The organism is Massilia forsythiae (genome assembly GCF_012849555.1).
GTDB lineage: Bacteria > Pseudomonadota > Gammaproteobacteria > Burkholderiales > Burkholderiaceae_D > Telluria > Telluria forsythiae.
In genome coordinates this window covers 1,337,163-1,362,836 of the sequence record NZ_CP051685.1, presented here as the reverse complement: position 1 = coordinate 1,362,836, position 25,674 = coordinate 1,337,163, and the positions used below count along the sequence as shown (strand labels likewise).

Sequence of the window (25,674 nt, the reverse complement as noted above, 5' to 3'; positions counted from 1 at the left end):
CCCATGCCGGACATGCCGAAGCCGCTCTGCTGACGATACGGCTTCGGTCGCTAAGCATGGGTCCCCGCCTGCGCGGGGACGACGGTATACGTGCCTCCTCATGTAGCGCCCAACACACCACGACCATGCCTACCCCCACCGAACTCACCGTCCACCAGCAGTCCAAGCTGCTCGATATCGCCTACGACGACGGCGCCGCCTTTTCCATTCCGTTCGAACTGCTGCGCGTCTACTCCCCTTCGGCCGCCGTGCAGGGCCATGGCCCCGGCCAGGAAACCCTGCAGGTCGGCAAGCGCCACGTCGGCATCAAGGGTATCGAGCCGGTCGGCAACTACGGCGTCAAGCCGCTGTTCAGCGACGGCCACGAATCCGGCATCTACACCTGGGATTATTTGTACAAACTGGGTAAGGAACAGAAGGAATTGTGGCACGACTACGTCGGCCGCCTGCACGCCGCCGGCTTCTTCGGCGACAGCGGCCGCGAGCCGATCCCCGACCTGGGCATCAAGCAGGCCAGCGGCGGCGGTGGATGCGGCAGCGGCAGCTGCGGTTGCCGCTGATCTGGCCGGCCGGCAAAAAGCGCACGCCGCAAATGAGAAAGGAGCGCCGGCGCATGATGCCTGGCACTCCTTCGATGGCCGGTTACGCGACCGGCGGCGGTAGGGATTGCTCCCTCGCGGGGTTTACTGCGGCTGGATGTTCGATGCCTGCTTGCCTTTCGGGCCAGTGGTCACGTCGAAGGTGACGCGCTGGTTCTCCGACAGCGATTTGAAGCCTTGTGCATTGATCGCCGAAAAGTGCGCGAACAGGTCTTCGCCACCGCCGTCCGGGGTGATGAAGCCGAAGCCCTTTGCATCATTGAACCATTTAACAATACCAGTCGCCATTTTAATCTCTCACAAGTAATTAGTTTTGATACCTTGCTCCCTATGCCGGGCAATCCCTGGCAAGGTGCCGGGGCTAGCAAAGTCAGGCAATTATAGAGAGCTTTTGAACACAGCAGAGCACAATTAATATAAATATTTACAGTGTAACTTAAGTCCAACAACCAAAAGTAAAAGCCTGTCACCGCAGGGTAATGGGCGGTTGGACAGCGCGATTGCGGCGGCCCAGGTCGCGCCAGGCCGGTCCCACCGTCGCCAGGACGATAACCATGAACAGCGCCTGGGCGCCGAAGGCGCGCCAGTCGAAGCCGTAGGCCAGGCCCGCGCAGGCGTTCACGGCGACGTCGGCGACGATGATCGCCGTCGTCAGCGCCAGGCCGGCACGCGGGGCAAGCAGCAGCAGGACGATGGCAAGGCTGTCGAACAGGTTCAGCGCAGTCCAGAAGCCGGCAATGAAAGGATGGATGCCGCCGTAATCCCACCATAGTCCATGCTCCGCCAGGATGCGTACATGGTTGAAGGCGGCGCCCGCGAGGCACACGATGTAGAAGCCGCGGACGAGGGGCGAGGCAGGGACGGGCAGGCGCATGATGGAAGGGAGGGCGGCGACCGGGCCATTCTAGCCGGGCTGGTCCGGATGGGACGGGCGGGATGACGATAAGGCACGGTTAAGTATTGACTACACCCGGCTTGTATAATGCGTCAACATCAATCCGGCTCCCAACCATGACCAACACCACCCATTTCGGCTACAAGACCGTTTCCGAGGACGACAAGGTCCACGAAGTCGCCAAGGTATTCCACTCGGTCGCGTCCAAGTACGACGTGATGAACGACCTGATGTCGGGCGGCCTGCACCGCATCTGGAAGGCGTTCACCATTGCCCAGGCCGGCATCCGTCCCGGCTTCAAGGTGCTCGATATCGCCGGTGGCACCGGCGACCTGTCCAAGGCCTTCGCCAAGCAGGCCGGGCCGAGCGGCGAGGTCTGGCTCACCGACATCAACGAGTCGATGCTGCGTGTGGGGCGCGACCGTCTATTGAACAAGGGCCTGGTGACCCCCACCTTGTTGTGCGACGCCGAAAAGCTGCCGTTTCCGGACAATTATTTCGACCGCGTCAGCGTCGCCTTCGGCCTGCGCAACATGACGCACAAGGACCAGGCGCTGGCCGAGATGCGGCGCGTGCTGAAGCCGGGCGGCAAGCTGCTGGTGCTGGAATTCTCGAAGGTCGCCACGCCGCTGCAGAAGCCGTACGACGTGTACTCGTTCTCGGTGCTGCCGTGGCTGGGCCAGCGCATCGCGGGCGATGCCGAAAGCTACCGCTACCTGGCCGAATCGATCCGCATGCACCCGGACCAGGACACGCTAAAGTCGATGATGGAAACGGCGGGCCTGGAACGGGTCCAGTATTTCAACCTGACGGCGGGCGTGGCTGCTTTGCACACCGGTATCAAACTCTAGGATGACGACCATGAAAAAAACCCTGGCCGCTAAAAAATTGTTAGCCACCTCCATGATCGCGCTCACCATGTTCTCGACGGTGGCGGAAGCGTTTGCCCGCCCGGTCGGCGGCGGCCGCTCCATCGGGCGCCAGTCGCAGGCGGTGCGCCAGATGCGCACGCCGGCCCCGGCTCCCACGCCGAGCTACCAGCAGCAGCAGCGCCAGGCGCCCCAGCCGGCGCCGGTACCGGCGCGCGCGCCGGCACCGCAACGCTCCGGCATGTGGAAGGGCATCCTCGGCGGCGCACTGCTCGGCCTCGGCCTGGGCGCGCTGTTCTCGCACCTGGGCATCGGCGGCGCCATGGCCAGCGCCCTGTCGACCATCCTGATGCTGGTACTGCTGGCGCTGGCCGTGATGTTCATCGTACGCATGTTCCGCCGCAAGTCCGCGCCCGCCAGCGGCGCCTTCAACCGCGACCCGCTGCCGGCCGGCGCAGCGCCCGGCTTCGGTTCGGCCCAGCCGGATACGGCGCCACCGAGCGCCTACCAGGGCGGCTACATGCAGCCGACGTCCAACGTGTCGCTCGACAAGGGCGGCCAGCGCGCGCACCAGCAGTGGGGCGTGCCGGCCGATTTCGATGCCGAATCCTTCCTGCGCCATGCCAAGGCATCGTTCATCCGCATGCAGGCCGCCTGGGACCGCAGCGACCTGGCCGACCTGCGCGAATTCACTTCGCCCGAGGTGTACGCCGAGCTGTCGCTGCAGATCCAGGAGCGCGGCGGCAATCCGGACTTTACCGAGGTCGTCTCGATCGATGCCCAGCTGCTGGGCATCGAGACCACCGAGCGCGACTACCTGGCCAGCGTCCAGTTCAACGGCATGATCCGCAATGCCCAGAATGCACCGGCCGAACCCTTCGTCGAGGTGTGGAACCTGTCCAAGCCGCTGCAGGGGCAGGGCGGCTGGGTACTGGCGGGCATCCAGCAGATCACGTAAATATTGTGGTTGCAAGTTCGTGCTGCCGGGCTCATACCCCGGTGAACTGGTAAGATCGACACCGCCCGACCGGGGGCGGCCGCAAACCGCCCGCCACGCCGGGCGGTTTTCTTTTTCGGAAGTGCGCATCCCATGTCATTGATTCCTTCTCTCCCTTCGCCGCAGCATGCCCTGGCGGCCTCCGCGGTCGCGACGATCAATCACTTGCTGGCCCAGGAAGCCTGGGCGCGCGACACCTTGCGCCGCCATGCGGACAAGGTCGCCTGCATCGATGTCGGACAACTGGGCGGCCACCTGCGCCTGTGCATGCGCGTGGCGCGCGACGGCATGCTGGAAAGCGCGCGCGGCAGCGATGCCGCCGCCGTCACCATCCACGTCAAGGCCAGCGACCTGCCGCTGATCCTGCAGAACCGCGAGCGCGCGTTTTCGTATGTGCGCATCGATGGCGACGCCGAATTCGCCAACACGATCTCGCAGCTGTCGAAAGGCTTGCGCTGGGATGCCGAGCACGACCTGGAGCGCTTCCTCGGGCCGATCGGCGCGGTGCGCGTGGCCGGCGGCGCGCGCAGCGTGCTGCAGGGCGCCGCCAGCGGCGGACGCCGGCTGGCCGAGAACGTGGCCGAATTCCTGCTGGAAGAGCGGCAGGTGCTGGTGCGGCCGGCCAGCGTGGCCGGTTTCGGCGACGAGGTCGGCCGCCTGCGCGACGACGTCGAGCGCAGCGCCAAGCGCATCGCCCGGCTGGAGCAGAAGCTGGCGCAGCAGGCGTCGGCGGCAAGCGCGGCCGCGCTACCGGCCCATCCCATGCAACGGACCGCCGATGCGCGGCAGGCCGCTGCCGCCCAGCCGGCCGCCGATGCGCAGTCGAGCGCTGATGCGCAGCCGGCACGCGCGGCTGCCGCCGTGCCGGGCGCCGCACCGGCGATCGATCCAGCCGTGCCGGGTGTGCCTGCCGCGCCGGCCGCTGCCATTCCGGATGCACCGCTTACCGTGCCGGCGCCGGCCCCGGCGCGCGCCGCGCTGCTGTCGCCCGCGGTGCGCACCATCCAGCCCGCACCCGCAGGCACTGGCGTCCCGGCCGCCGCGGCGCCCCCTGCACCGGATGCACCGTCCGCCGCTGCAGCGGATGCGCCAGCCACGGCTGCAGCGCAGCCGGCAGCCGATCCGACGCCCCCGGCCGAATCGGCCGCGGCTGCTGCCTCTTCTTCCGCACTCCCCGACACGAATCGCGACAGCCGATGATCCTGAAATTCCTGCGACTGCTGAAAATCCTGACGGTTGCCACCCGCTACGGCCTCGATGAAATCGCGATGTCGGGCCTGCACGTGCCGCGCACCGCGCGCCTGATGAGCGCGATGTTCTTCTGGCGCCGTATCACCTCGCCGCGCGCGGTGCGCCTGCGCATGGCGCTGGAAGAGCTGGGCCCGATCTTCGTGAAATTCGGCCAGGTGCTGTCGACCCGGCCCGACCTGATGCCGCCCGATATCGTGGCCGAACTGTCGCGCCTGCAGGACCGGGTGCCGCCCTTCGGTTCCGACTTGGCCATCGCCCAGATCACGCGCTCGCTCGGCGCCGCGCCGGAACAACTGTTCGCCACCTTCGACCCGGTGCCGGTGGCCTCGGCCTCGATCGCCCAGGTGCACTTCGCCACGCTGAAGGATGGCAAGCAGGTGGCGGTCAAGGTGCTGCGCCCGAGCATGAAGAGCACCATCGACGAAGACATCGCGCTGATGCAGATGGCCGCCGGCCTGGTCGAGCGGGTGTGGCCGGACAGCCGCCGCCTGAAGCCGAAGGAAGTGGTGGCCGAGTTCGACAAGTACCTGCACGACGAGCTCGACCTGATGCGCGAGGCGGCCAACGCCAGTCAGTTGCGCCGCAATTTCGCCAATTCGACGCTGTTGATGGTGCCGGAAATGTACTGGGACTATTGCTCCAGCAATGTAATCGTGATGGAGCGCATGAACGGCATCCCGATCTCGCAGATCGACCGCCTGGCCGCGGCCGGTGTCGACCTCAAGAAATTGTCGAGCGACGGCGTCGAGATCTTTTTTACGCAGGTGTTCCGCGACGGCTTCTTTCATGCGGACATGCACCCCGGTAACATCCTGGTGTCGGTGGACGAGGCTACCTTCGGGCGCTACATCGCGCTCGACTTCGGCATCGTCGGCACGCTGAACGACTTCGACAAGGATTACCTGTCGCAGAATTTCCTGGCCTTCTTCCGGCGCGATTATAAACGCGTGGCCGAGGCGCACATCGAGTCCGGCTGGGTGCCGCGCGACACCCGCGTGGACGAACTGGAAGCGGCGGTGCGCGCCACCTGCGAGCCGATCTTCGACCGCCCGTTGAAGCACATCTCGTTCGGCCAGGTGCTGCTGCGCCTGTTCCAGACCTCGCGCCGCTTCAATGTCGAGGTGCAGCCGCAACTGGTGCTGCTGCAAAAGACCATGCTGAATATCGAAGGACTGGGACGCCAGCTGGACCCCGACCTCGACCTGTGGAAGACCGCCAAGCCCTACCTGGAGCGCTGGATGGGCGAGCAGGTTGGCTGGCGCGGCCTGGTCGACCGCCTGCGCGCCGAGGCGCCGCGCTACGCCCAGATCTTCCCGCAACTGCCGCGCCTGGCGCACCAGGTATTGCAGCACCAGGCGCAGTCCACCACCGACCACGGCGAGCTGCTGGCGATGGTGCTGATGGAACAGCGCCGCACCAACCGGCTGCTGGTGTTCCTGGCGTGCGTGACGGGCGCGGCGCTGGGCGGGGCGGCGCTGATGGTGCTCGGCGGCGTCATCTAGCATGCGCGCCGCGCACGGTCCGGCGCAGGATGATCCGGCTGCGAGCGCGCCGGCTTCGGACATGCCGGTCGCGGACGTGCCGGTCACGGACATGCCGGTCAAGGACGCGCCGCAAGCCGGTGTCCTTTCATTCCAGAGCCGCGATCCGTTGAGCGCAGCCTTCTGGGACGAGCGTTTCGAACGGCGCTTCACGCCCTGGGACCGCGGCGCCGCGCCACACGCGCTGCGCGCCTTCGTCGCGGCGCCGGCGACATTGTCCTGCGCACCGGCCGCATCACCCACCGTACCGGCAGTATTGATCCCCGGCTGCGGCGCCGCCCATGAACTGGCCCTGATGGCCGACGCCGGCTGGGACGTGCAGGGGATCGACTTTTCTCCGGTGGCGGTGGCGCAGGCCCGGATGCAAGCCGAACGGTGGGCCGGACGCATCGCCCAGGCCGATTTTTTTACTTGGCAACCGGCGCGGCCGCTCGACCTCGTCTACGAGCAAGCCTTCCTGTGCGCGCTGCCGCGTGCGCAATGGCCGGCGGTCGCCGCGCGCTGGGCGCAATTGCTGGCGCCGGGCGGGCTGCTGGCGGGTTACTTCTATTTCGACGACAAGGAAAAGGGGCCGCCGTTCGGCATCGTGCGCACCGCGCTGGATGCGCTGCTGGCGCCGCATTTCGACTGTATCGCCGATGACGCTGTCGACGATTCGATTTCGGTGTTTGCCGGCAAGGAGCGCTGGATGGTGTGGCGCAGGAAATAAGATCGAAACAAAAAAGACAGCAACCGAGCGGAAAAAAGAAAGGCCCGCAAGCGGGCCTGATTTGAAGTCGTTCTTTTATGGCATTGCGGCGCAGTAGCATGAGCACTCGCGCAAACTTCTGTTTCTTGAATCTTTCGCGCCGGTCGAGCCGTCGCGTTCGAGGATGCTATTTAATCAGGTAAGTTGATGTTCGGCAAACGGAACCGAACTCAGCGCTGACGAAAAACAACACTGTTTCTTGAATGCAGCGCCTGCCAAGCATCAGACGCGGGATACCATGCACCGCCAAAGGGCAACAGCTTTTGCAAAAGCTTTATAATTCAGGGTTTTGATGATTTTTGCGGAGTATTCAGATGCCGATTTACGCCTACCGCTGCGATGAATGCGGTTTTGCCAAGGATGTGCTGCAAAAGATGTCCGACCCGGTGCTGACCGTGTGCCCGTCATGCGGCAAGTCATCGTTCAAGAAGCAAGTCACCGCAGCCGGCTTCCAGTTGAAGGGCACCGGCTGGTACGTGACCGACTTCCGCGGCGGCAGCGCGCCGGCGACCGGCGCCGCACCGGCGGCGAACGGGGCATCCGGCGGCGGCGACGGTGCCAAGGAAACGGGCACGCCGGCGGCCGCACCGGCGGCCGCTGCGGCGCCGGCCGCCACCACCCCTTCGAAAGAAGGCGGCGGCACCTGAATGGCCGCGCCGGCCGCGCGGCCGGCGTCGCACGACACGACCCTGGACGAGACACCGATGCGTAAATATTTCATCACCGGCCTGCTGGTACTGGTCCCGCTGGCGATCACCGCCTGGGTATTGAACCTGGTGATCGGCACGCTCGACCAGTCGCTGCTGCTGGTGCCGAAAGGCTGGCAGCCGAGCACGCACATCCCCGGCCTGGGCGCCATCATCACGCTGGCGATCGTGTTCGTGACCGGCCTGCTGGCGAACAACCTGGTCGGCAACTACGTGGTGCGCCTGTGGGAGCGCCTGCTGCACCGCATCCCGGTGGTCAATTCGATCTACGGCAGCGTCAAGCAGGTGTCGGACACGCTGTTCTCGTCCTCGGGCAACGCGTTCCGCAAGGCGGTGCTGATCCCGTACCCGCACGAAAACTGCTATACGATCGCCTTCTTGACCGGCGTGCCGGGCGGCGACGTCAAGAATTACCTGGTGGGCGACTACGTCAGCGTGTACGTGCCGACCACCCCCAATCCGACTTCCGGTTTTTTCCTGATGCTGGAGCGCAGCCGGGTGGTCGAACTGGACATGAGCGTCGACGCGGCGCTCAAGTACATCGTCTCGATGGGCGTGGTGGCGCCGGCGGACCCGACGCCGCAGGCGGCCGCGGCGCGCATCGCCGCGCACACCGGCTGAACCGGACGAAGCAAACCAAGAAGAAAACAAACGATAGAGATTCCCGCCTGCCATCAGGCGCGACCGAACAACCAACCTGGATCGAAAAACCATGTCTTCCATGCGTACTCACTACTGCGGCCTCGTCACCGAGGAACTGCTGGGCCAAACCGTCAGCCTGTGCGGCTGGGTGCACCGTCGCCGCGACCACGGCGGCGTGATCTTCATCGACCTGCGCGACCGCGAGGGCCTGGTGCAGGTGGTCTGCCACCCCGACAATGCCGAGGTCTTCAAGGCCGCCGAGCACGTGCGCAACGAATACTGCCTGCGCATCGTCGGCACCGTGGTCAACCGCCTGGAAGGCACCGCCAACGCCAACCTGAAGTCGGGCAAGATCGAAATCAACACCACCAGCCTGGAAGTGCTGAACGCCTCGGTGCCGGTACCGTTCCAGCTGGACGACGACAACTTGTCGGAAACCACGCGCCTGACGCACCGCGTGCTCGACCTGCGCCGCCAGCAGATGCAGCACAACCTGCGCCTGCGCTACAAGGTGTCGATGGAAGTGCGCAAGTACCTGGACAACCTGGGCTTCATCGACATCGAGACCCCGATGCTGACCAAGTCGACCCCGGAAGGCGCGCGCGACTACCTGGTGCCATCGCGCGTCAACCCGGGTAACTTCTTCGCGCTGCCGCAGTCGCCGCAGCTGTTCAAGCAACTGCTGATGGTGTCCAACTTCGACCGCTACTACCAGATCACCAAGTGCTTCCGCGACGAAGACCTGCGCGCCGACCGCCAGCCGGAATTCACGCAGATCGACTGCGAGACCTCGTTCCTGACCGAGCAGGAAATCCGTGACCTGTTCGAAGACATGATGCGCGTCGTGTTCAAGAACGCGGCCGGCGTCGACCTGCCGAACCCGTTCCCGGTCATGGACTTCGCCACCGCCATGGGTTCCTACGGTTCGGACAAGCCGGACATGCGCGTCAAATTGCAGTTCACCGAGCTGACCGAGCTGATGAAGTCGGTCGAGTTCAAGGTGTTCAACAGCGCCGCCAACATGGCCGGCGGCCGCGTGGTCGGCCTGCGCGTGCCGCAGGGCGGTTCGATGGCGCGTTCGGAAATCGACGCCTACACCCAGTTCGTCGGCATCTACGGCGCCAAGGGCCTGGCCTACATCAAGGTCAACGAGAAGGCGAAAGGCCGTGACGGCCTGAAGTCGCCGATCGTCAAGAACCTGTCCGACGAGGTGCTGGCCAAGGTGCTGGAACTCACCGGCGCAGAAGACGGCGACATCATCTTCTTCGGCGCGGACAAGGCCAAGGTCGTCAACGACGCCATCGGCGCGCTGCGCGTGAAGATCGGCCACTCGGAATTCGCCAAGAAGGCCGGCCTGTTCGAGGACCGCTGGGCGCCGCTGTGGGTGATCGACTTCCCGATGTTCGAGTACGACGAGGACGGCGACCGCTGGAACGCCACCCACCACCCGTTCACCGCGCCCAAGGATGGCCACGAGGACATGCTGGAAACCGATCCGGGCGCCTGCATCGCCAAGGCCTACGACATGGTCTTGAACGGCTGGGAACTGGGCGGCGGCTCGATCCGTATCCACCGCGAGGAAGTGCAGAGCAAGGTGTTCCGCGCGCTGAAGATCGACGCCGAGGAAGCCCAGCTGAAATTCGGCTTCCTGCTGGACGCGCTGCAGTACGGCGCCCCGCCGCACGGCGGCCTGGCGTTCGGCCTGGATCGCCTGATCACGCTGATGACCGGCTCCGAGTCGATCCGCGACGTGATCGCCTTCCCGAAGACGCAGCGCGCGCAGGATCTGCTGACCAATGCGCCGTCGGAAGTCGACGAGAAGCAGCTGAAGGAACTGCATATTCGCTTGCGTAACGAGCAGCCTAAGGTGGCTTGAGCCACAAGCCCAAATACCGTCGTTCCCGGCATTGCCGGAAACGACTCCCCGCGCATGGTAAAGAATGCCACTGGCATTCTTTACCCCATACTGAGTAACTTGAGCCGATACGTGCGCGTTTCGACTACATTACCGTCAGCTTGGGTCCCCGCCTGCGCGGGGACGACGTATTTGGCGGTTCTACGATATCGCCCTTGACGATTTCAGCACGAGTCAACCCGCCCCGCCGGCTGGCGCTACAATAGCGTCATGCCCCACAAGATCCCCGAATCCGTCCTGGTCGTCATCCACAGCGCCGACCTGGAAGTCCTCCTGATCGAACGCGCCGACCGCCCCGGTTTCTGGCAATCGGTCACCGGGTCGCTGGATGCCCTCGACGAGCCGCCGCTGCAGACGGCGGCGCGCGAACTGTTCGAGGAAACCGGGATCGCCGTCGACGGCGCACATATCAGCCTGCACGACTGGCACCTTTCCAACGTCTACGAGATCTATCCCACCTGGCGCCACCGCTACGCGCCCGGCGTCACCCGGAATACCGAGCACGTGTTCTCGGTGTGCGTGCCGCGCGACATTCCGGTCGTGCTGGCGCCGCGCGAGCACCTGCGGTACGCCTGGCTGCCGTTGCTGGAAGCGGCCGACCGCTGCTTTTCCAGCTCCAACGCGGAAGCGATCCTGCACCTGCCGCGCCACTACCCGCCGCGCGGCGCCTGATCGCGCGCGGCTGCCCGCTCGCCGGCAGCCCGCTCCGCAGTGCAGGCTGCGCATCCTGCCCGCTTGGCGGACGCCGCCGCGGTTTCCGGATTTATCGATACGGCGTGTTGCAATCATGCCGACTTTTGGTTTTTATTGCAAAATTTATGCTATTTTGTGCGCGGTCGAGAAATCATATTGCATAAAAACCTGCTGAATGCGCAATGAAAAACAAGTCAAGCTTCTTGCTGCGGTCGTGTTCGCCATCCTGGCGCTGGCGGCGGCACTGCCATTCTGGCTGAACCGGTCCAACCAGGCGCTGCTCGACGCGGCGCAGCGGGAAGGGCGCCAGCAGCAGCGCCTGGAGCGCATGCTGGACCTGCTGCGCGACGCCGAATCCAGCGAGCGCGCTTATGTCATCACCGGCAAGGATGCCTTCCTGGCGTCCTCGCTGCAGGCGCGCCAGGCACTGGCGCCGGCGCTGCAGCAGATCAAGGACGGATCGCGCTCCGGCAGCGCGCGCGTGGCTGCCTGGCGCATCGCCCGGCTGGCCGAGCTGAAGCAGGCCGAGATCGACGGCGTGATCGCGGTGCGCCGCCAGGACGAAGCGGCGGCCCGGGCCATGGTCGGTGCGATGCGCGGGCGTGACCACATGGAAGAGCTGCGCCGCCTGGTCGCGCTGGAAACCGCGCGCATGGCGCAGGACCGCGACGCGGGATATGCCGGCCTGGTGGCGGACTCGCAGCGCTCGGCCTGCATGGGCGCCGCCGCCGTGCTGCTCGCCGCCGGCCTGCTGGGCGGCTTGCTGCCGATCCTGCTGCGCATGCTGCGCGTGCGCGCGCAGGGCGTGCGCGCACTCGAAGCCAGGGCGGCGCAGCTGGGCGCGGCCGCCGACCTGGCGGCCAGGCGCAACCGCGAACTGAAGCTGATCGCCGCCATGCTGCGCGCGGTGGACGCGGCGCCGTCCAGCACCGCGGCCGCACCGCTGGTCGGCCGCTACGCCGCCCGGCTGATGCCGGGATTGAGCGGCAGCCTGTACCTGCTGCGCGAGGATGGCGCCCTGCGCCGCCATGCCCAATGGGGAGATGGACCGGCGCACCCGGCCGAGATGGCGCTGGATGCCTGCCGTGCGCTGCGCCGGGACACGGCCCCCGACCCGAGCCCAAGCGCATGCCACGATGGATGCAATGGCGCGGAAGACGAGCTTGGCGGGCGCACCTGCCTGCCGCTGGTGTCGCACGAGGAGCTGGTCGGCATGATGGTGGTGCAGGGCCTGTCGTCCGACCCGCGCCAGCAGGAGCAGCAGGAGCGCCTGGCGCAGGCGGTGGCCGAGCAGCTGGCGCTGGCGCTGGGCAATGCCAAGCTGCGCGAATCGCTGCGCCGGCAATCGGTGCTGGACCCGCTTACGGGCCTGTACAACCGGCGCCATTTCGACGAGACCCTGGCGCGCGAACTGGCGCGCGCGCGGCGCAAGGCGGCGCCGCTGTCGCTGCTGGTGCTGGACATCGACCATTTCAAGCAGGTCAACGACCGCCATGGCCACGCCGCCGGCGACGCCGTGCTGCGTACCATCGCCCAGCGCATCCGCGCCTGGGGCCGCGAAGGGGACGTCGCCTGCCGCTACGGCGGCGAGGAATTCGTGATGCTGCTGCCGGAATGCGCCGTCGAGGCGGCCGCGGTGCGCGCCGACGCCCTGCGCCGGGCGATCGAGTCGATGACGGCAAGCCCCGGCGGCGGCGGGCCGGAGCAGGTCACCGCCTCGATCGGGGTGGCCGCCTGGCCGGACCAGGGCGACGGCGCCGACGCGCTGTTCTGGGCCGCCGACAAGGCGCTGTACCGCGCCAAGCAGCAGGGCCGCAACCGGGTGACCGTGGCCGGCGCCGAAGATCGATGACGCCGGCGGCGTGCCGCAATGCGCACGCAGCATGCATCGATATGCGGCAAATCTTTTAACAAAAATAGTATATTCAAGGACAAAACCATTCGTTCCGGCACGGCGTGGCGACGGGTAGTCTGTTCCGATCCTCTTGACCGGAATCGACCATGAATGTGTTACTGCTGGGCGGAAGCCCATCCGCGCCATCGACCACCTGGCGCCTGCTGCGGCTGGTCGGCGAACGCCTGGCGGCGCTGGGCCACCGCACCACCGCGCTGCAGGTGCGCGAGCTGCCGGCGCACGCGCTGCTGCGCGCCGATCTCGACGATCCCGTCGTCGCCGAGGCGGTGGCGCAGGTCGCCGCCGCCGATGCGATCGTGGTCGGCACCCCCGTCTACAAGGCCTCGTTCAGCGGCGTGCTGAAGACCTTCCTCGACCTGCTGCCGCAGGACGGCCTGGCCGGCAAGCTGGTGCTGCCGCTGGCCACCGGCGGCAGCCAGTCGCACATGCTGGCGCTCGACTACGCCTTGCGGCCGGTGCTGGCCTCGCTGGGGCCGCGCCACATCCTGCCCGGCATCTACGCCACCGCCGCGCAACTGCCGTGGGACCCGGACAGCGGGGCGCCGGCGCCGGTGGCGGCGATCGCCGCGCGCATCGACGCCGGCGTCGAGCAGCTGGCGCACGAGCTGGAGCTGCGCCATGGCGCGGTGCGGCGCGCCAACGGCGCCGGCCCGGCTGCGGCGGCCGGCGTGCCGGCGAGCGCGCCGGCGGCGGTGCTGGCGGCGTGAGCGGCCCGGCGCCGTGTGCGGGGACACATCCGCGCCACCTCTTCTTCCATAAAAACATGAGGGATTTCCATGACTGACCGTTCCCACCACGGGCGCCAGCGCAGGCGCACGCTCGGCCTGCTGTCCGCCGCCGTCCTCGGTGCGTCGCTGCCGGCCGCGCTGCCGCAGGCGCGCGCCGCCCAGGCCGCGGCCTTGCGCGAGCTGCGCATCGGCTACCAGAAATATGGCACGCTGACCCTGCTGAAGGGCCGCGCCACGCTCGAGCCGCGCTTGGCCGCCGCCGGCATCGCGGTGAAATGGACCGAGTTCCCGGCCGGTCCGGCGCTGCTGGAGGGCCTGAACGTCGGCAGCATCGACTTCGGCACCGTCGGCGAGGCGCCGCCGATCTTCGCCCAGGCCGCCGGCGCGGCGCTGGTCTACGTCGGCAACGAGCCGCCGGCGCCGGGCGCCGAGGCGATCGTGGTGCCCAAGACCTCCGCGCTGCGTTCGCTGGCCGATCTGAAGGGCAGGAAGATCGCCCTGAACAAGGGCTCGAACGTGCACTACCTGCTGGTGAAGGCGCTGGAAAAGGCCGGCATCGCCTACCGCGACATCCAGCCGGTGTACCTGGCCCCGGCCGACGCCCGCGCCGCCTTCGAGCGCGGCGCGGTGGACGCCTGGGCGATCTGGGATCCGTTCCTGGCCGCGGCCGAGAAGCAGCTGGGGGCGCGCGTGCTGGCCGATGGTCGCGGCCTGGTCGCCAACCACCAGTTTTATCTGTCCTCGCGCGGCTTCGCCGAGCGGCACCCGGACGTGGTGCGCATCCTGATCGATGAACTGGCCAGGGTCGACGAGTGGGGCCGCGGCCATCCGCAGGAAGTGGCCGCGATCCTGGCGGCGCAGACCGGCCTGCCGCCCGACGTGGTCGGCCTGGCGGCGCAGCGCTATGCCTACGGCGTGCAGCCGGTGACGCCGCAGGTGCTGGCCGAGCAGCAGAAGATCGCCGACGCGTTCCACGGCCTGAAACTGATCCCGAAACCGATCGTGGTGCGCGACGCGCAGCCACCCGCCGCCTTGTTGGCCAAGGAGTAATCGCATGACTTCGCAACATCTTCCGCAGGACGCAGTGCAGGAAACGCCGGCATCGCCCGACGTGTTCTGGTTCCTGCCCACCCACGGCGACAGCCGCTACCTCGGCACCAGCCGCGGCGCGCGCACCGTCGACGGCGATTACCTGCGCCAGGTCGCGGTGGCCGCCGACACCCTCGGCTACGACGGCGTGCTGCTGCCGACCGGGCGTTCGTGCGAGGACGCCTGGATCGTGGCTTCCTCGCTGATCCATGAAACGAACAAGCTGAAATTCCTGGTGGCGGTGCGGCCGGGCCTGTCCACGCCGGGGCTGGCGCTGCGCATGGCGTCCACCTTCGACCGCCTGTCCCGCGGACGATTGCTGATCAACGTGGTCACCGGCGGCGACCCCGGCGAACTGGAAGCCGACGGCCTGTTCGCCAGCCATGCCGAGCGCTACGAAATCTCGGACGAGTTCTTCCGCGTCTGGCGCGGCGCGCTGGCGCCGGAAAACGCGGACAAGGGCTTCGATTTCAGCGGCAAGCACCTGACCGTCAAGGGCGCGCGCACGCTGTATCCGCCGCTGCAGAAGCCGTCGCCGCCGCTGTATTTCGGCGGTTCGTCGGCGGCGGCGCACGAGCTGGCGGCAGAGCAGATGGATGTCTACCTGACCTGGGGCGAACCGCCGGCCGCGGTGGCGGAAAAGCTGGCCGACATCCGCGCGCGCGCCGCCCGCTTCGGGCGCACGGTGCGCTTCGGCATCCGCCTGCACGTGATCGTGCGCGAAACCAATGACGCCGCCTGGCGCGCCGCCGACGAATTGATCAGCCACCTGGACGACGAGGTGATCGCCAAGGCCCAGGCCGCGTTCGCCAAGATGGATTCGGTCGGCCAGCGCCGCATGGCGGCCCTGCACGGCGGCCGGCGCGACCAGCTGGAGGTGTCGCCCAACCTGTGGGCCGGCGTGGGCCTGGTGCGCGGCGGTGCCGGCACCGCGCTGGTGGGCGATCCGGACACGGTGGCGGCGCGCATGCGCGAATACCAGGAACTCGGTATAGAGACCTTCATCCTGTCCGGCTACCCGCACCTGGAAGAGTCGTACCGCTTCGCCGAGCTGGTGTTCCCGCTGCTGGGTAAAGGAAAGCAGGGCGGCCAGCATTCGCTGACCGGGCCGTTCGGCGAGGTGATGGCCAGCGATATCGTTCCTAAACCCGGCGTCCCGAAACCCGGCGTCCCGAACAGCGTGCCGGGCGCCGCCGCGCCGGGCGCCGTTGCGCAGCAGGAAACGCCGAAAAAGGTGGCGTGATGACGCGCCCATCGACGCCGGCGCCGGCGCCGCGCCTGTTCTCGTGGGGGCGGGGACGGGCGCGGCCGCCGGCTGCGCGGCGTGCATCCACGCGCATCGATGCGGCCGACCCGCGCCAGCACGGCCGTCCGGCCGCCTGGCTGGCGCCGCTGGCCGCGTGGGTACTGCCGCTGCTGCTGGTCGTCGCCTGGGAAGCGGCGGCGCGGAGCAGCCTGCTGTCCAGCCGCATCCTGCCGGAACCGTGGGCGGTGGCCACCGCCTTCTACGAACTGGCGCGCTCCGGCGAGCTGTGGACCCACCTGCGCGTGAGCCTGTGGCGCGCCACGGCCGGCTTCGGCCTGGGCGCCGGCCTGGGGCTGGCGCTGGGCCTGCTCAACGGCGGCAGCCGGCGCGCCGAGGTGCTGCTCGACACCACCCTGCAAATGGTGCGCAACATCCCGGCGCTGGCGCTGATCCCGCTGGTGATCCTGTGGTTCGGCATCGACGAGGCGGCCAAGCTGTTCCTGCTGTCGGTGGGCGTGTTCTTTCCGATGTACCTGAACACCTTCCACGGCATCCGCTCGGTCGACGCCGGCCTGGTCGAGATGGCGCGCAGCTACGGCCTGTCCGGCTGGGCGCTGTACCGCGAGGTGATCCTGCCGGGCGCGCTGCCGTCGATCCTGGTCGGCGTGCGCTTCTCCCTGGGCCTGGTGTGGGTGCTCCTGATCGTCGCCGAAACCATCTCGGCCCAGGCCGGCATCGGCTACATGACCATGAACGCGCGCGAGTTCCTGCAGACCGACGTGGTGCTGGTCGGCATCCTGCTGTACGCGCTGCTGGGCAAGGCGGCCGACCTGCTGGCGCGGGCCCTGGAACGGCGCCTGCTGCGCTGGAATCCGGCATATCGCTGAGCGCCACCGCTATCGAGGAATTTTTTCATGCAAACCGATCTTATCGACCATTCGCGCAGCAGCCAGGCCGGCGCAGGCAAACGCCAGGGCGCGCACCTGCACCTGCAGCGGCTGACCAAGCGCTATGCCGGCCGTACCGTGCTGGACGCCGTCGACCTCGAGATCATGCCCGGCGAATTCGTCGCCGTGGTCGGCCGCAGCGGCTGCGGCAAGAGTACCTTGTTGCGCGCGATCGCCGGACTGGAGCGGCCGGATGCCGGCCAGGTCAGGATCGGCGGTGGCGGTGGTGGTGGCGGCGGCAGGCCGGAAGTGCGCATGATGTTCCAGGACGCGCGCCTGCTGCCCTGGAAGACGGTGCAGCAGAACGTGGCGCTGGGCCTGGCCGGCGGCGTGGAACGCGCGCGCGCGGCGCTCGCCAGCGTCGGCTTGCTGGAGCGCGCCGGCGATTGGCCGGCGCAATTGTCTGGCGGCCAGCGCCAGCGCGTCGCCCTGGCGCGCGCGCTGGTCCACGAGCCGCAACTGCTGCTGCTGGACGAACCGCTGGGCGCGCTCGACGCACTGACCCGCATCGAGATGCAGCAATTGATCGAATCGCTGTGGCAGCAGCGCGGCTTCACGGCGGTACTGGTCACGCACGACGTGCAGGAAGCGGTGGTGCTGGCCGACCGCATCTTGCTGGTGGAAGAGGGACGGCTGGCGCTCGACCGGGCAGTCGGCCTGGTGCGTCCGCGGCGCCGCGGCAGTCCCGAATTCGGTGCTCTTGAGCAAGAAGTGCTGGGCCGGGTGTTGCGTAGAAATCACGTACAGGAAAACGATTCCTTGCCAAATCTCACACTGGTGTATTGATGCTTCATGAGTGAAAAATCACGAAAACAGCCTCGGATTTGAAAAAGATGGGCCAATGTTCCTTGCTTGGCTGGCTTGACAAGCATTATTGATTTGATTACCGTCAATTTATCGCTAACAGCGATTTTATGTTGTGCAATCTTTAACGAGGACACTGGAGAGACCATGAGCGAACGCAAGCACGAGCAAAAGGTAAAAGATGTTGGTGTCGACAACGATTGCATCTGCATCGAATTGTTGAACGGACTGCGGCTGATGGGGCCGATGCGCACCCGTCCGGTCTACCGCGATCCGGTAATCCCGCCCGAAGTTCGCCCGCTGCCGGCTGCCGAGTTCGCCGTGTCGGCCATCGCTCCCTGAATCTGCACTGCCATGGCCGTCCGCGCCGACTGGTCCGGGACGGCACCCGCCGCACGATTGCACGCCGTTCGGCAAGAACACGGAATGATGGGGTTAAAATGTCCCCATGAAAATTCGTGTTGCGACCTACAATATCCACAAGGGCGTGTCCTCGTTCCGTAGCACGCCGCGTGTCCTGGCCCTGAAAAAAGCCATCGGCCTGTTCGATGCGAACGTCGTGTTCCTGCAGGAAGTGCAGGGACGGCACGATCGCCACCAGGCGCGCTACGGCGAAAAGGTGCGCAAGCCTCATCACCATTGGCCGGAAGGCTCGCAGCACGAGTTCCTGGCTGGCGAAGACCTGCATTCCGCCTACGGCATGAATGCCGTCTACGATCACGGGCACCACGGCAATGCGCTGTTGTCGGCCTATCCGATCGCCAATATGCACAACCACGACGTGTCCGATCATGCGTATGAGCAACGCGGCATCCTGCATTGCATATTGGAAACGCCAAGCTGCAATATCCATTGCTATGTTGTCCATCTCGGTTTGTTCGAAGGCAGCCGCCGGCGCCAGACCGACGCCCTGATCAACGCGGTGCAGGATTCGGCGCCGAACGGCGAGCCGGTCATCATCGCCGGCGACTTCAACGACTGGCGCAACACCCTCAGCGATTGCCTGCGCCTGAAACTCGGCGTGGTGGAAGTGTTCGACGAACTGGCCAAGCCGTCGCGCATCGGCGGCATCGGCGACATGGTGCGCGGCGTGGCGGGCCGCGAACGCCGCCTGGTGCCGGCGCGTACCTTCCCGGCGGCGATGCCGTGGTTCCGCCTGGACCGCATCTACGTGCGCGGCTTCAGCGTCGAGCACGCCGAGGTGCTGCACGGGCCGCAGTGGGCGAAGCTGTCCGACCACGCGCCGATCGTGGCCAGCCTGCAGCTGGCGTAGCGGCATGCGTCCGGTCGGCTACATCGCCAACAACGACGTCGTCCTCCTCGAAAGCGGCTGTTCCTACCTGCCGGCGCTGCTGGCGGCGATCGGCGCGGCGCGCCTCGAGATCCTGTACGAAACCTATATCTATTCGGAAGACAAGACGGCGCACGCGGTCACCAAGGCGCTGGCCGAGGCGGCGGGGCGCGGCGTCAAGGTGCGCGTCGTGGTCGACTGGTTCGGTACCGGCAGCCGCACCGCGCGCCGCCTGGGCGAGGAATTCCATGCGGCCGGCGTGCACTACCGCATGTTCAATCCGTGGTTCAAGCGCGGGGTGGCGCGCAGCCATCGCAAGATCTGCGTGGTCGACAACGAGGTCGCCTTCGTCGGCGGCATCAATACCAACGACGACCTGCTGTGCGACTACGCGCCCTACGAGCCGCTGCCGGGACCGCGCTGGGATTTCGCGGTGGCGGTGCGCGGGCCGCTGGTGCACGAGATCCACCGCGAGGCGCAGGCGCAATGGATGCGCGTCGGCCACCTGGACGTGGTGCGGCGCGTAAAACTGTTCCGCGAGATGCGCAAGAAGCCGGCCCCGCACGGCGACGGGCCGATGCGCGCCGCCCTGGTGGTGCGCGACAACCTGCGCAACCGGCGCACCATCCAGCGCGCCTACCTGCAGGCGTTCGGCCGCGCGCGCAAGCGCGTGCTGATGGCGACGCCGTACTTCGCACCGGGGCGCAAGCTGCGCGACGCCATGTGCCAGGCGGCGCGGCGCGGGGTCGACGTGTGCCTCCTGATCGGCGTCGGCGAATTCCGCATGCAGGATGCGGTGGCGTATTCGTTCTATCCGCAGTTGCTGGCCTGCGGGGTGCGCATCGTCGAATACCGCTCGACCCAACTGCACGCCAAGGTGGCGGTGGTGGACGACGACTGGGCCACGGTCGGCTCCAGCAATTGCGACGCGCTGTCGCTGTTCGTCAACCAGGAGGCGAACGTGGTGGTGCGCGATGCCGGCTTTGCCGCCGGCATGGCCGACAAGATCGAAAAGGGCATCGCCGCCGGCGTGCCGGTGCAGCTGGAAGACTTGCGGCGGCTCGGCTGGGTACGGCGCTTCAGCCATGGGGCGGCGTTCTTCCTGTATAAACTCACGATGCGGATCTTTTCGATCGGCTATGCGTGAGCGGAAGCACCGCATGCAATCGTCACGGGAAGGATGAGTCAACGATGGAAAACGCGATGGAAAACGACAACGTACGGATCGACAAATGGCTGTGGGCGGCGCGCTTCTTCAAGACGCGCTCGCTGGCCGCGGACGCGGTCGAGCGCGGCCGCGTAAAGATCGGCGGGGTGGCGGTCAAGGCGGCGCGCCCGGTCAAGCTCAACGACAAGATTTATGTCGACAACGGTTCCACCAGCTGGGAAGTGCAAGTGCTGGGCCTGTCCGACAAGCGCGGCCCGGCGCCGGTGGCGCAGGCGTTGTACCGCGAGACCGCGGAAAGCGTGGTCAAGCGCGAAAACGACCAGGAAGCGCGGCGCCTGTTCCCCGAGCCCAGCCTGGGCATCAAGGGCCGTCCCACCAAGCGCGATCGCCGAGCCATCACCCGCGCCGGTGACTAGAACACGACCTCTAAGTTCCCGTTTGACATTTCACGGCTGGTAGATAATAGTACGAGCGTTCGGATTTTTTCGATTCGGGAAGCGGGGCAGTATTCCGCTTCGTTCACGCAGAGGCACTTATCAACACTTCAGCCAAATCCATGAGCATGCGCAAGGGCGAGATGACGCGGGCCGCGATCCTCGACGTCGCGCTCGAGCTCGCCAGCCGCGACGGTCTCGAAGGCTTGACCATCGGCTTGCTGGCCGACCGCATGAACATGAGCAAGTCGGGCGTGTTCGCCCACTTCGGTTCGCGCGAAGACCTGCAGATCGAAGTGCTCAAGCTGTACCACAGCCGCTTCGAGCAGGAAGTGTTCTTCCCGAGTCTGCAGGAAACGCGCGGCCTGCCGCGCCTGGAAGGCATGTTCAACCGCTGGCTGGGGCGCGTCTCGGTCGAGATCGCGTCCGGCTGCATCTATATCAGCGGCGCGGTCGAGTATGACGACCGCCCCGGTCCGATCCGCGAGGCGCTGGTCGGCATGGTGCGCATCTGGCAGAGCGCGCTGGTGCGCTGCGCCCAGCAAGCCATCGATTGCGGCGACCTCAAGGCGGATACCGACGCCGCGCAGATGGTGTACGAAATGTATGGCCTGGTGCTGGCGGTGCACCACGATGCGCGCTTCCTGCGCCTGCCGGGCGCGGTGGACCGCGCCCACCGCGGCTTCGCGCGCCTGGTCAGGGATTACCGCAACGCGCAGCGCGGCGGCCAGGAAGCGGCCAACGCCGTGGGCGCCGCGTAGCCCGGTATCGCTATTCCATCACTTATTTAGCTCTTCACTCTTTACCTCGTCAGGAGATCAACATGGGTCAGTACGTCGCGCCACTTCGGGATATGCAGTTCGTTCTGCACGAGTTCCTGAACGTCTCGGAAGAATACAAGGGCATGCCCCGTTACCAGGACGTCGATGCCGACATCATCAACCAGGTCCTGGAAGAGGGCGCCAAGTTCACCCAGGAAGTCCTGTTCCCGCTGAACCACAGCGGCGACCGCGAAGGCTGCCACTACGATGCCGCCACCAAGAGCGTGACCACGCCGAAGGGCTTCAAGGAAGCGTATAAACAGTATGTCGAAGGCGGCTGGGCGGCGCTGGCCTGCGATCCGGAATACGGTGGCCAGGGCTTGCCGGTGGTGCTGAACAATTCCTTCTACGAGATGCTGAACTCGTCGAACCAGGCCTGGACCATGTACCCGGGCCTGTCGCACGGCGCCTACGAGTGCCTGAAGGAGCACGGCACCGACGAGCAGAAGGCGCTGTACCTGCCGAAGCTGGTCTCGGGCGAATGGACCGGCACCATGTGCCTGACCGAAGCGCATTGCGGCACCGACCTGGGCCTGCTGCGCTCGAAGGCCGAGCCGCAGGGCGACGGCACCTACCTGATCAGCGGCTCGAAGATCTTCATCTCGGCCGGCGAACACGATTGCGCCGAGAACATCGTCCACCTGGTGCTGGCGCGGCTGCCGGACGCGCCCGAAGGCTCGAAGGGCATCTCGCTGTTCCTGGTGCCGAAGTTCCTGCCCAACGCCGACGGTTCGGTCGGCGAGCGCAACCCGATCTTCTGCGGCGCCATCGAGGAAAAGATGGGCATCCACGGCAACTCGACCTGCCAGATGAACCTGGACGGCGCGCGCGGCACGCTGATCGGCCAGCCCCACAAGGGCTTGAATGCGATGTTCGTGTTCATGAACGCGGCGCGCCTGGGTGTGGGCATGCAGTCGCTCGGCCTGACCGAAGTCGCCTACCAGAACGCGCTGGTGTATGCGAAGGACCGCATCCAGATGCGCAGCCTGTCGGGCCCGAAGGCGCCGGACAAGCCGGCCGACCCGATCATCGTGCACCCGGACGTGCGCCGCATGCTCCTCACCGGCAAGGCCTACGCCGAAGCGGCGCGCGCGTTCTCGTCGTACGTGGCGCTGCAGATCGACCGCGAGCTGCACCACCCGGACGAGGACGTGCGCAAGGACGCCGCCGACGAAGTCGCGCTGCTGACCCCGGTCATCAAGGCCTTCCTGACGGATAACGCCTGGATCGCCACCTCGGAAGCGCTGCAGGTGTACGGCGGCCACGGCTACATCAGCGAGTGGGGCATGGAGCAGTACGTGCGCGACGCGCGCATCAACATGATCTACGAAGGCACGAACACCGTGCAATCGCTCGACCTGCTGGGCCGCAAGATCCTGATGGACAACGGCGCCAAGCTGCGCAAGTTCGGCGAAAAGATCAAGGCGTTCGTCGAAGACAACGGCCTGGACGAGTCGCTGTCCGAATTCGTCACGCCGCTGGGAGAGCTGGGCGACAAGGTCACCAAGCTGACCATGGAAATCGGCATGAAGGCCTTCCAGAGCCCGGACGAAGTCGGCGCCGCCGCCGTGCCTTACCTGCGCGTGATGGGCCACCTGGTGTTCAGCTACTTCTTCGCGCAGATGGCCAAGATCGCGCTGGAGAAGCAGGATTCGGGCGACAAGTTCTACGAATCGAAGCTGGCCACCGCGCGCTTCTACTTTGCCCGCCTGTACCCGGAAACCGCGATGCTGATCCGCCAGGCGCGTTCGGGTGCGAGCAACCTGCTGGCGCTGGACGCGGATCTGTTCTAAGACGCACCGTCACGACAAGCAAGTACACCCGCTGACCCGTCGTCCCCGCGAAGGCGGGGACCCATGCCGAGCCGCCGAAGTCGAAGACGCTGCGTCATGCAGCCGTCACCGGGTTCCGAAACTCAGTATGGGTTCCCGCCTGCGCGGGAACGACGCACATAAAAGGATAAACGATATGTCCAATTTCATCGTCAAGAAAGTCGCCGTGCTCGGCGCCGGCGTGATGGGCGCGCAGATCGCCGCGCATTGCGTCAACGCCAAGGTACCGGTGGTGCTGTTCGACCTGCCGGCCAAGGACGGCAACAAGAATGGCATCGTCCTGAAAGCCATCGAGAACCTCAAGAAGCTGTCGCCCGCTCCGCTGGGCAACAAGGACGACGCCGCCCTGATCGAAGTCGCCAACTACGAGGACAACCTCGACGTGCTGGGCGGCTGCGACCTGATCATCGAAGCCATCGCCGAGCGCATGGACTGGAAGCACGACCTGTACAAGAAGGTCGCGCCGCACATCGCCCCGAACGCCATCTTCGCCTCGAATACCTCGGGCCTGTCGATCGAGAAGCTGGCCGACGGTTTCGATGATGAACTCAAGGCGCGCTTCTGCGGCGTGCACTTCTTCAATCCGCCGCGCTACATGCACCTGGTCGAACTGATCCCGACCGCCGCGACCCGCCCGGACATCCTGGACCAGCTGGAAACCTTCCTCACCTCGACCCTGGGCAAGGGCGTGGTGCGCGCCAAGGACACGCCGAACTTCATCGCCAACCGTGTCGGCATCTTCGGCATGCTGGCGACGATGGTCGAAGCCGAGAAATTCGGCCTGTCCGTGGACGTGGTCGACGACCTCACCGGCGCCAAGCTGGGCCGCGCCAAGTCCGGCACCTTCCGCACCGCGGACGTGGTCGGCCTGGACACCATGGGCCACGTGATCAAGACCATGCAGGACAACCTGCAGGACGATCCGTTCTTTGCCGTCTACAAGACACCGGACATCCTTGCCAAGCTGATCGAGAAGGGCACGCTGGGCCAGAAATCCGGCGCCGGTTTCTATAAAAAGGTCGGCAAGGACATCCAGCGCCTCGACTTCGCCACCGGAGATTATGTGGCGGGCGGCGCCAAGGCGGCCGACATCGTCGGCCGCATCTTGAAAGAGAAAGACCCGGTCAAGAAATTCAAGGCCATGCGCGAATCGAGCAACCCGCAGGCGCAGTTCCTGTGGGCGATCTTCCGCGACGCCTTCCACTACATCGCCGTGCACCTGGAATCGATCGCCGACAATGCGCGTGACATCGACTTCGCCATGCGCTGGGGCTTCGGCTGGAGCGTCGGCCCGTTCGAGACCTGGCAGTCGGCCGGCTGGACGCAGATCGCCAACTGGGTCAAGGAAGACATCGACGCCGGCAAGGCATTGAGCAGCGCACCGTTGCCGGCCTGGGTGTTCGACGCGCCGGTGGCGGAGCAGGGCGTGCACACGCCGGAAGGTTCGTACTCGGCGGCGAAGAACGCGTATGTTCCGTTGTCGGATCTGCCGGTTTACGCCCGCCAGCAATTCCGCGCGCCGGTGGCGGGCGCGGGCGGCCTGGATGCGAAAAAATTCGGCACCACCGTGTTCGAGGACGAATCGGTGCGCCTGTGGCATTCGGACGACGAGGTCCTGGTGATCTCGCTGAAGACCAAGATGCACGTGATCGGCGACGGCGTCATCAAGGGCATCAAGCGCGGCCTGGAAGAGGCGGCGGGCGGCTACAAGGGCCTGGTGATCTGGAATACCGACGCGGCCGAAGGCGGCGCGTTCTCGGCCGGCGCCGACCTGCAGTCGGCCCTGCCGGCATTCATGACCGGCGGCGCCAAGGCGATGGAACCGATCGTGCGCGAGCTGCAGGATACCTTCATGGCGATGAAGTATTCGAACGTGCCGGTGGTGGCGGCCGTGGCCGGCCTGGCGCTGGGCGGCGGCTGCGAACTGGCGCTGCACGCGTCGAAGCGCGTGGCCTCGATCGAATCCTACATCGGCCTGGTCGAAGTCGGCGTCGGCCTGGTGCCGGCCGGCGGCGGCCTGAAGGAAGCGGCGCTGCGCGCGGCCAAGGAGGCCAAGGGCAACGACATCCTGCAATTCCTGAAGGTCGGCTTCACCAATGCCGCCACCGCGCAGGTGTCCAAGTCGGCGCTTGAAGCACGTGCGATGGGCTACCTGAAGGACGACGACGTCATCGTGTTCAATCCGTACGAACTGCTGCACGTGGCCAAGGTCACGGCGCGCGCCATGTTCGACGCCGGCTACCGCGCCCCGGCGCGCCGCCAGGTACCGGTCACCGGCCGCTACGGCTGGGCGACCATCCGCGGCCAGCTGGTCAACATGCGCGACGGCGGTTTCATCTCGGCCTACGACTACCACCTGGGCGACACTATCGCCGAGATCGTCACCGGCGGCGACATCGACCAGGGCAGCATGGTGAGCGAGCAGTGGCTGCTGGACATGGAGCGCAAGGCGTTTATCTCCCTGCTGAACAACCCGAAGACCCAGGAACGCATCATGGGCATGATGCAGACCGGGAAGCCTGTACGCAACTAAGCGGTGCGT

25 protein-coding genes are annotated in these 25,674 nt (G+C 66.4%); 23 read left to right on the top strand and 2 right to left on the bottom strand.

From position 1 onward, the window contains the following. Window positions 1–125 precede the first annotated feature (125 nt). Window positions 126–560 carry a gamma-butyrobetaine hydroxylase family protein gene (locus tag HH212_RS05830; protein WP_169434563.1) on the top strand — a complete coding sequence of 145 codons (435 nt, stop codon included), beginning with the start codon at window positions 126–128 and terminating at the stop codon, window positions 558–560. Window positions 561–683: 123 nt separating this feature from the next. Here HH212_RS05830 and HH212_RS05825 read toward each other — a convergent pair whose 3' ends face one another. Both HH212_RS05825 and HH212_RS05820 read right to left on the bottom strand, forming a co-directional pair. Continuing rightward, a complete protein-coding gene (locus tag HH212_RS05825; protein ID WP_169434561.1) occupies window positions 684–887 on the bottom strand; it encodes a cold-shock protein in 204 nt (67 codons plus the stop codon). Between the two features lie 178 nt (window positions 888–1,065). Further along, entirely contained in the window at window positions 1,066–1,473 is a 408-nt protein-coding gene (locus HH212_RS05820) for a hypothetical protein (protein WP_169434559.1), read from the bottom strand. A gap of 137 nt (window positions 1,474–1,610) precedes the next feature. Here HH212_RS05820 and ubiE point away from each other — a divergent pair, with 137 nt between their 5' ends. From ubiE to HH212_RS05710, 22 genes are all read left to right on the top strand, one after another. Next, complete coding sequence (gene ubiE, locus HH212_RS05815) at window positions 1,611–2,345, top strand: bifunctional demethylmenaquinone methyltransferase/2-methoxy-6-polyprenyl-1,4-benzoquinol methylase UbiE (RefSeq protein WP_169434557.1); 735 nt, start codon at window positions 1,611–1,613, stop codon at window positions 2,343–2,345. A gap of 10 nt (window positions 2,346–2,355) precedes the next feature. After that, window positions 2,356–3,321, top strand: a complete 966-nt coding sequence (locus HH212_RS05810) for a Tim44 domain-containing protein (protein WP_169434554.1) — start codon at window positions 2,356–2,358, stop codon at window positions 3,319–3,321. A gap of 132 nt (window positions 3,322–3,453) precedes the next feature. Then, window positions 3,454–4,560, top strand: coding sequence for a ubiquinone biosynthesis accessory factor UbiJ (locus HH212_RS27680; RefSeq protein WP_211172459.1), 1,107 nt, complete (start codon window positions 3,454–3,456; stop codon window positions 4,558–4,560). Next, on the top strand, window positions 4,557–6,113 hold the full coding sequence (ubiB, locus tag HH212_RS05800) for a ubiquinone biosynthesis regulatory protein kinase UbiB (protein WP_169434551.1): 1,557 nt from the start codon (window positions 4,557–4,559) through the stop codon (window positions 6,111–6,113). Before HH212_RS27680 ends, ubiB begins: the two co-directional genes overlap by 4 nt. Before the next feature lie 91 nt (window positions 6,114–6,204). Continuing rightward, window positions 6,205–6,861: a methyltransferase domain-containing protein gene (locus HH212_RS05795; RefSeq protein WP_170205292.1), complete on the top strand. Its 657-nt coding sequence runs from the start codon at window positions 6,205–6,207 to the stop codon at window positions 6,859–6,861. Between the two features lie 353 nt (window positions 6,862–7,214). Continuing rightward, window positions 7,215–7,547 (top strand): FmdB family zinc ribbon protein, encoded by a 333-nt coding sequence (locus tag HH212_RS05790; RefSeq protein WP_169434549.1) that lies wholly within the window; start codon window positions 7,215–7,217, stop codon window positions 7,545–7,547. Between the two features lie 57 nt (window positions 7,548–7,604). Then, on the top strand, window positions 7,605–8,228 hold the full coding sequence (locus HH212_RS05785) for a DUF502 domain-containing protein (RefSeq protein ID WP_170205291.1): 624 nt from the start codon (window positions 7,605–7,607) through the stop codon (window positions 8,226–8,228). A 100-nt stretch (window positions 8,229–8,328) separates the two neighbouring features. Continuing rightward, window positions 8,329–10,125 carry an aspartate--tRNA ligase gene (gene aspS, locus HH212_RS05780; protein ID WP_211172507.1) on the top strand — a complete coding sequence of 599 codons (1,797 nt, stop codon included), beginning with the start codon at window positions 8,329–8,331 and terminating at the stop codon, window positions 10,123–10,125. 249 nt (window positions 10,126–10,374) lie between these two features. Then, a complete protein-coding gene (nudB, locus tag HH212_RS05775; RefSeq protein ID WP_169434545.1) occupies window positions 10,375–10,836 on the top strand; it encodes a dihydroneopterin triphosphate diphosphatase in 462 nt (153 codons plus the stop codon). A gap of 196 nt (window positions 10,837–11,032) precedes the next feature. Continuing rightward, a complete protein-coding gene (locus HH212_RS05770; RefSeq protein WP_169434543.1) occupies window positions 11,033–12,709 on the top strand; it encodes a diguanylate cyclase in 1,677 nt (558 codons plus the stop codon). A 149-nt stretch (window positions 12,710–12,858) separates the two neighbouring features. Then, on the top strand, window positions 12,859–13,479 hold the full coding sequence (ssuE, locus tag HH212_RS05765; RefSeq protein ID WP_169434541.1) for an NADPH-dependent FMN reductase: 621 nt from the start codon (window positions 12,859–12,861) through the stop codon (window positions 13,477–13,479). 69 nt (window positions 13,480–13,548) lie between these two features. Beyond that, the gene (locus tag HH212_RS05760) at window positions 13,549–14,550 is read left to right on the top strand and encodes a sulfonate ABC transporter substrate-binding protein (protein ID WP_169434539.1); all 1,002 of its coding nucleotides are present in this window, start codon (window positions 13,549–13,551) and stop codon (window positions 14,548–14,550) included. 4 nt (window positions 14,551–14,554) lie between these two features. After that, window positions 14,555–15,832, top strand: a complete 1,278-nt coding sequence (gene ssuD / locus HH212_RS05755) for an FMNH2-dependent alkanesulfonate monooxygenase (RefSeq protein ID WP_169434537.1) — start codon at window positions 14,555–14,557, stop codon at window positions 15,830–15,832. Then, window positions 15,832–16,722, top strand: coding sequence for an aliphatic sulfonate ABC transporter permease SsuC (gene ssuC / locus HH212_RS05750; RefSeq protein ID WP_169434535.1), 891 nt, complete (start codon window positions 15,832–15,834; stop codon window positions 16,720–16,722). The genes ssuD and ssuC overlap by 1 nt, the downstream gene beginning before the upstream one ends. Window positions 16,723–16,749: 27 nt before the next feature. After that, on the top strand, window positions 16,750–17,568 hold the full coding sequence (locus tag HH212_RS05745; protein WP_169434533.1) for an ATP-binding cassette domain-containing protein: 819 nt from the start codon (window positions 16,750–16,752) through the stop codon (window positions 17,566–17,568). Window positions 17,569–17,733: 165 nt separating this feature from the next. Continuing rightward, window positions 17,734–17,928 carry a hypothetical protein gene (locus HH212_RS05740; RefSeq protein WP_169434531.1) on the top strand — a complete coding sequence of 65 codons (195 nt, stop codon included), beginning with the start codon at window positions 17,734–17,736 and terminating at the stop codon, window positions 17,926–17,928. A 106-nt stretch (window positions 17,929–18,034) separates the two neighbouring features. Beyond that, window positions 18,035–18,859: an endonuclease/exonuclease/phosphatase family protein gene (locus HH212_RS05735; RefSeq protein ID WP_169434529.1), complete on the top strand. Its 825-nt coding sequence runs from the start codon at window positions 18,035–18,037 to the stop codon at window positions 18,857–18,859. A 4-nt stretch (window positions 18,860–18,863) separates the two neighbouring features. Further along, a complete protein-coding gene (gene clsB, locus HH212_RS05730; protein ID WP_169434527.1) occupies window positions 18,864–20,024 on the top strand; it encodes a cardiolipin synthase ClsB in 1,161 nt (386 codons plus the stop codon). Window positions 20,025–20,080: 56 nt separating this feature from the next. Beyond that, window positions 20,081–20,461: an RNA-binding S4 domain-containing protein gene (locus tag HH212_RS05725; protein ID WP_169434526.1), complete on the top strand. Its 381-nt coding sequence runs from the start codon at window positions 20,081–20,083 to the stop codon at window positions 20,459–20,461. A gap of 146 nt (window positions 20,462–20,607) precedes the next feature. Then, complete coding sequence (locus tag HH212_RS05720; RefSeq protein WP_170205290.1) at window positions 20,608–21,240, top strand: TetR/AcrR family transcriptional regulator; 633 nt, start codon at window positions 20,608–20,610, stop codon at window positions 21,238–21,240. Window positions 21,241–21,302: 62 nt separating this feature from the next. Next, on the top strand, window positions 21,303–23,093 hold the full coding sequence (locus HH212_RS05715; protein WP_169434524.1) for an acyl-CoA dehydrogenase C-terminal domain-containing protein: 1,791 nt from the start codon (window positions 21,303–21,305) through the stop codon (window positions 23,091–23,093). A 175-nt stretch (window positions 23,094–23,268) separates the two neighbouring features. Further along, complete coding sequence (locus HH212_RS05710; protein WP_169434522.1) at window positions 23,269–25,665, top strand: 3-hydroxyacyl-CoA dehydrogenase/enoyl-CoA hydratase family protein; 2,397 nt, start codon at window positions 23,269–23,271, stop codon at window positions 25,663–25,665. The last annotated feature ends 9 nt before the right edge of the window (window positions 25,666–25,674 follow it).